4 protein-coding genes are annotated in these 12,241 nt (G+C 68.4%); 3 read left to right on the top strand and 1 reads right to left on the bottom strand.

Annotated elements, in window-relative coordinates:
• Nucleotides 1–4: 4 nt before the first annotated feature.
• A complete protein-coding gene (locus ABIA35_RS38700; protein ID WP_370361233.1) occupies nucleotides 5–3,466 on the bottom strand; it encodes a hypothetical protein in 3,462 nt (1,153 codons plus the stop codon).
• Nucleotides 3,467–3,854: 388 nt separating this feature from the next.
• Here ABIA35_RS38700 and ABIA35_RS38695 point away from each other — a divergent pair, with 388 nt between their 5' ends.
• The 3 genes from ABIA35_RS38695 to ABIA35_RS38685 all read left to right on the top strand — a co-directional run bounded on the left by ABIA35_RS38695 (nucleotide 3,855) and on the right by ABIA35_RS38685 (nucleotide 11,474).
• Nucleotides 3,855–6,035, top strand: a complete 2,181-nt coding sequence (locus tag ABIA35_RS38695) for a glycoside hydrolase family 42 (protein ID WP_370361232.1) — start codon at nucleotides 3,855–3,857, stop codon at nucleotides 6,033–6,035.
• Nucleotides 6,036–6,108: 73 nt separating this feature from the next.
• On the top strand, nucleotides 6,109–10,185 hold the full coding sequence (locus ABIA35_RS38690; RefSeq protein ID WP_370361231.1) for a glycoside hydrolase family 3 C-terminal domain-containing protein: 4,077 nt from the start codon (nucleotides 6,109–6,111) through the stop codon (nucleotides 10,183–10,185).
• 44 nt (nucleotides 10,186–10,229) lie between these two features.
• Entirely contained in the window at nucleotides 10,230–11,474 is a 1,245-nt protein-coding gene (locus tag ABIA35_RS38685) for an ROK family protein (RefSeq protein ID WP_370361230.1), read from the top strand.
• The last annotated feature ends 767 nt before the right edge of the window (nucleotides 11,475–12,241 follow it).

Below are 12,241 nucleotides of genomic sequence, written 5' to 3'. Positions count from 1 at the left end.
CCCCTCAGTCATGAATGAGATCGAAGGATTCCCAAGGCCCGACCGCCGTCCGATTGGCGATCAGCGGCGAGGCCCCGGCGTTGTCGGCGGTCACTATGTCGCCGTTGGCATGAGCCCGCAGGCTGACACTGCCGTCGGAGTTGTTGATGAGATCGAACTCCTCCCAGGGCCCGATCGCCGTGCGATTGGCGATCAGAGCCGAAGCTCCCGCGTTGTCGGCGGTCACGATGTCGCCATTCGCATGCGCCCGCAGGCTCACGCTGCCGTCGGAATTGCTGATCAGATCGAACGTCTCCCACGTCCCCACCGACGTTCGATTGGCGATCAGCGCCGACGCTCCCGCGTTGTCAGCGGTCACGATGTCGCCATTGGCATGAGCCCGCAGGCTGATAGCCGAACCACCACTTGCGGCACCGGACGTCGCCAGCCCGAACACGTGGATCGCCGGCGTCCCGGACGTCAACGGCCCGCCGCCCGGCAGCGTGACCGAGGCGACCGACTTGCCGGCCGTCAGCGCCACCGGCACGGAGAAGATGTTGCCGGACCCGCTGTACGTCGTGTTCCCCTGCCGGTTCTGGTACGCCGAACTCACCGCCAGCGCTCCCCCGCTCGGCGGGGTCGTGGAGAACCAGTCCGGCGCCGTCAGGCTGTAACTCTGGGTACTGCCATCGGTGTAGGTGACGGTCCCCGAACCGGTGGCCGGGCCGTAGCTGGCCGACACCAGGAACCCGAGCGTGCCGGACCCGGACAGGCTGATCGTCTGCCCCTCGGCCACCGTGTTGTCGTTGCTGCCCGCGGCCGCGTTCGGGAAGGTGAACGTCACGCCCGAGGACGCGACCGAGGCGCCGGGAGCGGCGTGCGCGGTGGTCAGCGCGGTCTCGGAGAAGCTGGCGCCGCCGCCGTCGAAGCTGCCCGGCGCGGTGTCGGTGTCGGCGGTGATGCCGACGTTGTTGAACGAGGCGGCCAGGTTCGGGAAGGACACCGCCGGGTCGAGCCCGATCTGCACCTTGCCCAGATGCTTGGCGGCGGTCGCCTTGGAACCGGTGACCTGCGCGTACGGCAGCGAGGTGGTCGGCGCCGAGGGCTGCTCGACCAGGTAGGTCGAGCCGGCCGACACCGGCACGCTCAGCGTCCCGTTGGTGGTCGCGGCCACGACCACGGCGCCGGTCGAGCCGTTGACCACCTCGGCCTGCTTGCCGGGCCAGGGGTTGCGCACGGTCAGGGTCTGCGTGCTGCCGGCCTGGATCGCCGCGGTGGCCAGGGTGCCGCCCTCGACCTGCACGTCGACCTTGCTGCCGCCCTGGATCGCGACCGTGCCGGAGCCGTCCCAGCCCGAAGGCCAGGCCGGGGCGAAGCGCAGCGTCCCGTCGTAGTCCTGCACCAGTGCCTCGTCCACGGCGGTCGCGACCGTCGAGGACTGCTCGATGTAGGGCTCGTCGCCGGTGTTGCCGTTGAACAGGTTCGCCAGGCCGCTGATATAGGCCTGGTAGTTCTGCGTGACGGTGTTCAGGTCGGCGGCGACCTCGCTGCCCAGACCCAGACGCGCGGCCTGGACCGCGTCGAAGTTCCAGTCCGGATTGGTCTTGTTGACCCGGTCGGTGTAGGTGCGCTGGGCCAGCGCGGTCAGGTTGTCGCCGTTGACGACCGTGTTGTCGCCGATCAGGCCGTAGGGCCAGACCGGTTCCAGACCGATGTTCTCGCCGTTCTGCGGCTTGGCCGAGGGCTGGTAGGAGTCGGCGATGATGTCAGCGCCCTGAGCGTCGACGTTCGCCGCGGCGGAGGCCGAGGTCGGCTGCGGGTTCAGCAGCTGGGTCTTGCCCGAGTCGGTCCGCGCGTACGGCTCGATCTGCCCGAGCGCCGTGTTCAGCTGCGAGACCAGGGACGGGTCGGAGTTCAGCTGCGTCGCGGCCTTCACGGTCGCGCCGAACAGCGCCTGATCGGCGGCCAGGTCGGTGGTCGGATCGGTGACCGCCCACTGCGTCTCGTGGGCGTTCGCCGTGGCGTGCAGGAAGTTGTCCGAGCCGGCACTCTGGTAGGCCAGCAGGAACGTCGCAGTCTGCTTCAGGATCGGGTAGTACTTCTGCAGGAAGCTGACATTGCCGGTGTCCTGGTACTGCTGCCACACCCACAGCGCGATCTCCGCGCCGCTGGTCAGCGTCAGCGCGTTGTAGCTCGGGCTGGAGGCCTGCGCGCAGGAGGCGTTCTGCGTGTTGTTGCCGCCGTTGTAGAAGCCGTTGCCGTTGAAACGCATGGTCTCCGGCACGCAGGCACCGGGCTTGCCGCCCATCTGCGCGCTCGTCCACGACTCGATGTTCGGCAGATCATTGAGATACATGTCGAAGATCGGCGTGTTCAGCGCGAAGTTGCCGGAACTGATGTTCGCCGCGAGCTGTCCGCGCAGGTTCCACAGCCAGTACCCGGCCGGGTACCAGTCCTGCTTGTCCTGGCTGAAGTTGAACAGGTCCGCGACGCCGGCCTGGCTGCCGGGATATTGGCCGGCGTGCATGGTGGCGGCCTCGAAGTAGAGGTAGAGCGTGCGGAGGTTCTCCATGTACTGCGCGCTGCCGTCGGAGGAGTTCATCTCGATCAGGCCGCTGTTGTGCCAGTAGTTGTTCCACCACGAGGCCTGCGTGGCCAGCAGCGAGGACGAGCTCGCCGTGGCGTCACCGCCGATGACGCTGTTCGCGGTCGCCGTCGGGTCACCGCCGGTCCACTGCGGCGAGGCGACCACGACCCGGAACGATCCGTCGGTGTTGGGCTTGAAGCCCACCTGGACCTGCGTGGAGTTCACCACCGAGGCCGTGACGTTCTGCCCGGCGGCGGTGACAGCGGCCATCGCCCCGAAGGTCTGCCCGGAGTTGCCGGTCTGCGAGTTGTCCACCCACGTCTGCGCCAGGCTCGCGACCGCGCCGGAGGCGGCAGTGGACGGCGAGCGCCCGCTCCACAGGCTCAGCGTCGCAGTCTGCTGCGTCGCAGAGTTGGCCCCGGTCACGTCGACGACGAGTTCGTCCTTGCCCGCGGGCACCCACGCCTTGAGCGTCATCCCGCCGCCGGACTCGGTAAGCACCCCGTTGTACAGGTCGAGCGAGCCGGTGAAGTTGGAGGCGGAGGTCATCGCGGTGAGCCCGGGAATGGTCAGCTGTCCGGGCGAGAGCCGGTTCGGCATGGTGTCGCTGCGGTTGAGCTGCGCGGTGAAACCGTTGGCGGCCCATTCGGCCACGCCGAGCGAGCCGTTGCCCAGCGGCAGTGACTGGGTGTTCGCGGTGTTGGGCTGGCCGAGGACGACGTCGGAGCGCGAGACGACTCCGCCGGCGTCGAGTTGGAACGCGCCGTTCTGCCACGCGGTGGTGGCGGCGGCCGCGGCCGCCGGCGGGGCCAGGCCGCCGGCGAGGAAGGCCGGAGTGGCGACGAGGACGGCCGCCACGGCGACGGACAGACGGGGTCGGAGGTTTCGGCGGGGATACATCTTGAGACTGCACACGGGTGCTCCCTGGATGCGGCGTGTGAGGGCGCCGTCACGGCGAAGACATCGGAGGTGTTGTAGCGCACGATGACGCCGACGTCCAGGTGTCCGGGGAGTTGCGCAACTTTTTGCTACGTCAAGCTCATGTTTTTTCGAGAACTGATCAGATGGTTACGGAGCAGCTCCGGCAGCACGCACCGCGATTGGCACCGGTAACACCCACTAGATCCATACTTAGTCTTTACTCTTGAGGTCATTGCCATGAGAACCCTGATGTTGTTTTAGTGTTACGCATAAGTCAAGCGTCCCGCACAGGCGTTCCGCCGCCGATTGTCTGGTTGCCGGCGCCCGGGCCCAGTCATCGGATGTATCCACCATGAGAATCAGGGCAATGTCCTTCCTGGCAGCCTGCGCGCTGGCCGCGACCGCCTGGGCCGGCACCGCCTCGGCGGCCCCGGCAGCGACATCCACCCCCGCATCGACACCGGCCGCACAAGCCGCGGCGGCAGGTCCGATGTGGGCCACGCAGCTGCAGTTCGACAACAACGGGACCGCGTGGTCGCAGGCCAGTTTCGCGGCGCTGAAGGCGAAAGGCCTGACGACGGCCGAGATCGACATGCCGTGGGGCACGATCGAGCCGTCGCAGGGCAGCTTCAGCTTCACCGAGCTCGACCAGGAACTGGCCAACGCCTCCGCCGCCGGGATCAAGCTGATCCCGATCTTCTGGTACTCCGGCTGGGGCGGCAGCCCGGCGTCCTGGGTCACCGGCCGCGAGGTCGACAGCACCGGGGCGAGCAGTCCGGCGCCGGTCTGGTGGGATCCGGTGTATCAGCCCGCGTACTTCGACTACGTCACCAAGACCGTCGCGCACATAGCCGGGAACGCCGGTTACGGCGGCAGCATCCTGGACTACGGATTCCTCGACGCGCAGTGGGACATCAACGGCGGCGCCTCGGGGTGGGCGCAGGCCGATCTCAACGAGTTCCACACCACCTACCTGCCGAACACCTACGGCACCATCGCGGCGTTCAACAGCGAGTATCAGACCTCTTACGCGAACTTCGCCGCCGTGCCGGCCGCCGCCATCGGCCAGCCACTGTGGGGCGTCTACCAAGCTTTCCGGGCCTGGAGCGTGCAGGACACCTACGGCCGGCTCACCGCAGCGGTCCGTGCCGTCACCGCCTCGACGCCGCTGTACTACTACTTCGGCGGGCATTTCGGGAACGCGGTGAACTACGCCAACATCCCCGACATCTTCTTCAGCCTGGCCAAGCAGTACACGGCCACGGTGATCGTCGATGCCGCGCAGTCCCCCGGCCTGGCCCTGACCTTCGGCGCCCTGGCACGCGCCTACGGCGTTCCACTGGCGCAGGAGTGGACCGCACCGAGCGACAGCACGCAGCTGTCCGCGCAGGCGGTGCAGTGGCTGTCGAACTACGCCATGGGCCTGCCCGAAGGCGGCGGCGAGGACTTCTTCATCCACGACGGGACCCAGAAGGACGTCGTGGGCTGGCCGATCTACACCTCCTGGGTGCCGACGTTGCAGACCATCACCGGCTCCTATCCCCAACAGCCGGTGGCCGTCTACATGGACTTCTCCCAGGCCTACGGCAACACCTCCGGCGGCGCCGTGAACGCCATGGAGGACGCGATCAGCAGCCTGTGGGACGGCTACCAGGCCGGGTTCGCCGTCGTCACCAGCCAGGAGATCGCGAACGGGACGGTGAAGCTGTCGTCGTACAAGGCGGTGCTGCCGATGAACGGCACTGATGCGAACATCAGCGCCTACCAGGCGGCTGGCGGCACCGTACTGAGCAACGGATCCCAGCTCGCTTCCTACGCACCGGCCTACGCCACGCTGGCCAACAGCGGCGTGCTCCAGGTCGTTCCGGCCGTCGCCGCGAGCGGTACCAGCGCGACGGTGACGCTGGCGGATGTCACCTCCGGAACCGCCTACAACGCCGCGCTCACCTTCCACTTCGCCGGCCTCGGGATGACGGCCGGGAGCTACCACGTCGTCGACGCCGGCGGGAACCCGGTGCCGCAGGCGGCGGTCAGCGGCGGGATCTGCACGGCTCCGAACATCTCGGCCGCGCAGCTCGTGCAGTGGAACATCGTGGCCGGAGCCGCACCGGCGGGTACTCCGGTCCCGGCCGCATGCGGTGGCAGCAGCGGTACTCCGGTGATCAGCCTGCGGGCCCACGCCAACGGCGACATCGTCACGGCCGACAACGCCGGCGCCTCGCCGCTGATCGCCAACCGCACCGCGATCGGGACCTGGGAATCCTTCGACCTCCTCACCAACTCCGACGGCAGCGTGAGCTTCCGGGCTCATGCCAACGGCGACATCGTGACGGCCGACAACGCCGGCGCGTCGTCGCTGATCGCGAACCGCACCGCGATCGGACCGTGGGAGGAGTTCGACCTCATCCACAACTCCGACGGCAGTGTGAGCTTCCGAGCTCACGCCAACGGCGACATCGTGACGGCCGAGAACGCCGGGGCCGCCCCGTTGATCGCCAACCGCACCGCCATCGGTCCCTGGGAGGAGTTCGACCTGATCAACGACTAGCCGCAGAACCCTCCAGAACCCTCGCGCGTCTGTCCCCGCTCCATCCCCCGCCACCGAGCTCGGAGTCGAGTCGATGAGACGAACCACCCCCCACCGCCGCAAGCTGCTGGCCGCAGGATCGGCCGTCGTTCTGGCCTGCGGCTTTGCGGCCTCCGTGACCAGCGTCGCGGCCGCCCCTAGAAGTGTTGCCGCGACACCGGCGGCCAGCAGCACACCGATCTACCTGAACACCAGCTACCCGTTCCAGGCCCGCGCCGCGGACCTGGTCTCCCGTATGACGCTGGCGGAGAAGGCGGCGCAGCTGAACACCACCAGCGCACCGGCGATCCCGCGTCTGGGCGTGCAGCAGTACACGTATCAGGCCGAGGCCCAGCACGGCATCAACTATCTGGGCGCCGACCAGAACAGCGGCAGCGCCGCGGGCAACCCGCCGGTGGCGACCAGCTTCCCGACGAACTTCGCCTCCTCGATGTCCTGGGATCCGGCACTGGTCTACCAGGAGACGACGGCGATCTCCGACGAGGCGCGCGGCCTGGTGGACAAGTCGCTGTTCGGCACCGGCCAGAACAACCTCGGGCCCGCGGCGAGCGACTACGGCTCGCTGACGTTCTGGGCTCCGACGGTCAACCTGGACCGGGATCCGCGCTGGGGCCGCACGGACGAGGCGTTCGGTGAGGACCCGTACCTGGTCGGGCAGATGGCCGGGGCGTTCGTCAACGGCTTCCAGGGCAACTCGATGACCGGCCAGTCGCTGAACGGCTATCTCAAGGCCGGCGCGACCGCCAAGCACTACGCCCTGAACAACGTCGAGCAGGACCGGACCGGCATCTCCTCCAACGTCAGCGACACCGACCTGCGCGACTACTACACCAAGCAGTTCGCCTCGCTGATCGAGAACGCGCATGTGGCGGGTCTGATGACCTCCTACAACGCGATCAACGGCACGCCCTCGGTCGCCGACACCTACACGGCCAACCAGCTGGCGCAACGCACCTACGGCTTCAACGGCTACGTCACCTCCGACTGCGGCGCGGTCGGCACGACGTACCAGAACTTCCCCTCCGGGCACGCCTGGGCCCCGCCGGGCTGGAGCACCGACGGCGGCGGCTCGAACGCGATCTGGACCAACACCGCCTCCGGCGCGAAGATCTCCGGCGCGGCCGGCGGCGAGGCGTACTCGCTGCGCGCCGGCACCCAGGTCAACTGTGGCGGCGACGAGTTCTCGCTGCAGAACATCCAGGCCGCGATCAACGCCGGGATCCTGTCGGAGGGCGTCATCGACGCCGACCTGACCAAGCTGTTCACGATCCGCATGCAGACCGGCGAGTTCGACCCGGCTTCGCAGGTCCCTTACACCAGCATCACCAAGGCGCAGATCCAGAGCCCGGCGCACCAGGCGCTGGCCACGCAGGTCGCCGACAACTCGCTGGTGCTGCTGAAGAACGGCAACGTCTCCGGGACCGGCGCGCCGCTGCTGCCGGCGAACGCGAGCAAGCTGAACAACGTGGTGATCCTCGGCGACATGGCGAACACCGTGACGCTCGGCGACTACTCCGGGGCGCCCTCGCTCCAGGTGAACGCCGTGCAGGGCCTGACCACCGCGATCAAGGCGGCGAATCCGAACGCGAACATCTTGTTCGACGCAGCCAGCACGTCCAGCACCGCGACTTCGGCCGCGACGCTCAGCACCGCGACACAGACCGCCATCAAGAACGCCGACCTGGTCGTCATGTTCGTCGGCACCAACCAGAACAACGCCCAGGAGGGCAACGACCGGACCACGCTGAACATGCCGGGCAACTACGACTCGCTGATCACGCAGACCACGGCGCTGGGCAACCCGAAGACCGCGCTGGTCGTGCAGTCCGACGGCCCGGTGAAGATCAGCGACGTGGACGGCACCATCCCGGCGGTCGTGTTCAGCGGCTACAACGGGGAGAGCCAGGGCACTGCCTTGGCCGACGTGCTGCTGGGCAGGCAGAACCCGAGCGGGCACCTGAACTTCACCTGGTACGCCGACGACTCGCAGCTCCCTGCGATGAGCAACTACGGCCTGACCCCCGGCGACACCAGCGGTCTGGGCCGGACCTACCAGTACTTCACCGGCACCCCGACCTACCCGTTCGGCTACGGCCTGAGCTACTCGAACTTCTCCTATTCCGCCGCGACCGTCGACAACGCGAGCCCCAACGCCGACGGCACGGTCAACGTCAGCTTCACCGTCACCAACTCCGGCAGCACCGCCGGCGCGACCGTGGCCCAGTTGTACGCCGCGACCCAGTTCACGGTCTCCGGCGTGCAGCTGCCGAACAAGCGGCTGGTGGGCTTCCAGAAGACGGGTGTCCTGAACCCCGGCGCCGCACAGAAGATCACCATCCCGGTGAAGATCAGTGACCTGTCTTTCTGGGACGCCACGAACATGAAGTCCGTGGTCTATGACGGCACCTACGGTTTGCAGGTCGGCGCCAGCGCCTCCGACATCCGTTCGACGGTGAACGTGGCGGTGTCCGGCACCATCACGTCGAAGGTGCAGTACGTGACCGTGCAGCCGGAGAGCGTGGTCTACAACGCCGGCTCGACGATCGACCTCACCGGCAAGAACCAGTGGATCAAGGACGACACCACCGGCGTCGGCTCGGTGTCGCAGGGCCGGAACATGAGCGTCACCGCCGACAACGTCATCGAGGCCGTCGACAACGACCAGTCGTTCGTGAACCTGGCTGGCGCCTCGGTCGGCTACAGCAGCAGCGACCCGACGGTCGCCACGGTCAGCAGCACCGGTCAGGTGCACGCGGTCGGCGACGGGACGGCGCTGATCAGCGTCACGGTCAACGGCGTCACCGGCACCGCGCCGATCGTGGTGCGGCACACGCTGAGCCTGGCGGCGCCGGCGCTGATCACGGCCGGCGGCACCGGCACCGCGACCACGACGTTCGTCAACGGCGGCACCGCCGCGGAGACCAACGTCGCCGTCTCGCTGAGCCTGCCCTCCGGCTGGAGCGCGCAGGCCACCACGCCTTCGACGTTCGCCAGCGTCGCGGGCGGGCAGTCGGTACAGACCACGTGGAAGGTGAGCGCGCCCTCGGGCACGGCGCCGGGGCCCTACTCACTGTCCGCGCAAGCAACGGTCAACGGCACCGGCCCCTACAGCGACTCCGGCACGATGAACATCGCCTACGCCTCACTGAACGCCGCGTTCAACAACATCGGCATCACCGACGACAGCAGCACGGCGGCCGGGAACCTGGACGGCGGCGGGACGAGCTACTCCTCGCAGGCACTGTCCACGGCCGCGGGCATCACTCCCGGGGCGACGCTCACCCACGACGGCGCCACCATCCCTTGGCCGAACGTGGCCGCCGGAACGAACGACGACATCGTGGCCTCGGGACAAACCATCCCGGTATCAGGCTCCGGCACCACTTTGTCCATCATCGGGACGTCGACCTACGGGTCGTCCTCCGGCAGCGGGACCATCATCTACACCGATGGCAGTACCCAGAGTTACAGCCTGGGCTTCGCCGACTGGTGGTCGACCTCCGCCGCTCAGGGCACTGACTTCATCGCGAACCCGACCTACATCAACGGCGGAAGCGGCAAGATCACCCAGGCCGTGAACCTGTCCTACGCGGCCATCCCGTTGCAGGCCGGCAAGACGGTGCAGGACGTGGTGCTGCCCACCGTGAGTGCCGGCGCGGTCCGCAGCTCGGTCTCGATGCACATCTTCGACGTGTCGGTGTCGGGCTCATCCTCAAACTCCGTCATCAGCCTCCGTGCTCACGCCAACAGCGACATCGTCACCGCCGACAACGCCGGCGCCGCGCCACTCATCGCCAACCGCACCGCCATCGGCCCCTGGGAGCAGTTCGACCTCATCACCAACGCCGACGGCAGCGTCAGCTTCCGCGCTCACGCCAACGGCGACATCGTCACCGCCGACAACGCCGGCGCCGCACCGCTGATCGCCAACCGCACCGCCATCGGCCCCTGGGAGGAGTTCGACCTCATCCACAACTCCGACGGCAGCGTCAGCTTCCGGGCCCACGCCAACGGCGACATCGTCACCGCCGACAACGCCGGCGCCGCGCCACTGATCGCCAACCGCACCGCCATCGGCCCCTGGGAGGAGTTCGACCTGATCCACGACTGAGCCGGGGACTGATTCAAATCTCGGCGGCGCGGTGGCCGTAGCATGTGTGCCACCCAGAACTATCCGAGGAGTGCATCGTCGCCGCGCCGCCGAACCTGCGAGAAGAGGGCCGCCTGCGAGTCCTCCAGGTCCTGCTCGCCAGCAGCACCACCAGTCGCCCGGAACTGGTCCGGCTCACCGGGCTGTCCCGGGCGACGGTGTCCGTGCTGGTCTCCGATCTGATCGCGGCCGGGCTGGTCGTCGAGGAGATCGGAGCGAACGGCGCCCACGGCTCCGAGGCGGAGATCCGCTCGATGGGCCGCCCCGCACTGCCACTGGCACTCAACCGCTCGGTCGCCTACGCCATCGGCGCGGACATCGGACACGCACACGTGCGGGTCGCCCTGTGCGACGTGCACGGCACCCCGGTATGGGAGACCAGCGAGGCCAAGGAAGTCGACCGCGCCCCCCACGAAACCCTCGACCTCGCCGCAGACCTCGTACGCCGCGCCATGACCGAGAACGGCGTCCCCCGCGAACGCGTCCTGGGCCTCGGCGTCGGCATCGCAGCCCCCGTCGACGCCGACGGCGCCCTGTCCGCCGAGGGCATCATGCCCGGCTGGACCGGCATCCGCCCCGGCCCCGAACTGGAACACCGCACGGGCCTGCCCACCGAGATGACGAACGACGCCAACGCCGGCGCCCTGGCCGAGCACATGTACGGAGCCGGCCGCGACGTCGAGGACATGGTCTACATCCGCCTCTCAGCAGGAATCGGCGCAGGCGTCATCGCCGCCGGCGCCCTCCAACTCGGAGCCGGCGGCCTGGCCGGCGAAATCGGCCACCTCCCCGCCGTCCGCGACGGCCTGGTCTGCCGCTGCGGCAACCGAGGCTGCCTGGAGACCATAGCCAGCCCAGTCGCCCTGGCCAGACTGCTACAGGACAGCTGGGGCGAACCAGTGGCACCGTCGGACCTCCCGGCACTCCTCGCCGCCGGCACCCCGGGCATGGCGCGAGTCGTGGAGGACACCGGCGAAGCAGTCGGCCGAGCCCTGGCGGCATTGGTGACCCTGCTGAACCCGCGCCTGATCGTCGTCGGCGGCGACCTGGCAGCCATCGGCGAGCCCTTGTTCGAACCACTACGGCGCGGCATAGCACGCTCCGCACTACCGTCGGCCGCACGCCAAGTCGCGGTGGTGGCGGGCCGCCTCGGCTCCAGCGCCGAGGTACGCGGGGCGGCGGCGCGGGTGCTGGCGCGGGCGGCGCAGACGCTGGCGGTTATGAGCGGGGCGGAGACGGCGGAGGTGTGATGGTGCGGTTTGTCCGTGGTTTTAAAGGCTATTTTTACGGCTTCGCGTACGGTTTACGGGATCCGCAGGGGACGCAGTTCGGTGGTGTGCCGGGGGCTGCGCTGGCGGCCGGCGGTGATGGCTGGACACGACCGCGCACCGGTCCGAGTCACTGCGCATACGTTTGGTCTGGCGGGCGGCGGCCGCGTTTGGTGGGCGCCTGAAGTCAAAGGCAGGGGCCTCCGGCCGGGGCCTCGGCTCTGAGGGATCACCAGACCCCGCGCAGGTGGCGGTCCGAGTGTTGGTCGCCACTGTCTCGGTTCCCTCGTCGCTGTCGTCGCCGTAAACGGAACCATCCCGGCCTGGCGGTATCAAGTCGGATCATACGCTGCTGTGGTGCGGTTTCGTCCGACTTGACACCGTCAGTCCGGAATGGTTGGCAGAGCCCGCCGACAGCGACGAGGGAACCGAGACAACCCCACCTGTATGGGAAACAGGATCCACGTGTCACACCGTGCTCACGCAAGCAGGACAGTCGCGGCCGACCACCGTGTGACAGGTGGATCCCGCACACCATAGAGGGGTCTTTGTTCCGGGTCCCCCGCCGCGTCGGCGGGCGTAGCCAAGCTGGCCGGGCCGGTGGTGTCAAGTCGGACGAAAACGGACCACAGCAACGTGTGATCCGACTTGATACCACCGGACCGGCCTGCTTCCTTCAGGCGACGACGCGGCGGGGGACCCGGAACACTGGCGACCACAAGCAGCACCGCCACCGGACAACGCGGCGC

This window comes from Catenulispora sp. MAP12-49 (genome assembly GCF_041262705.1).
Lineage (GTDB): Bacteria > Actinomycetota > Actinomycetes > Streptomycetales > Catenulisporaceae > Catenulispora.
Note: the sequence above shows the minus strand (reverse complement) of the source record. Positions and strands in the feature narration are given on the sequence as shown.

Bases quoted from the DNA above. Each gene is read 5' to 3' on its own strand.
- ABIA35_RS38700 (WP_370361233.1), bottom strand. From the start codon at position 3,466: ATGTATCCCCGCCGAAACCTCCGACCCCGTCTGTCCGTCGCCGTGGCG.
- ABIA35_RS38695 (WP_370361232.1), top strand. From the start codon at position 3,855: ATGTCCTTCCTGGCAGCCTGCGCGCTGGCCGCGACCGCCTGGGCCGGC.
- ABIA35_RS38690 (WP_370361231.1), top strand. From the start codon at position 6,109: ATGAGACGAACCACCCCCCACCGCCGCAAGCTGCTGGCCGCAGGATCG.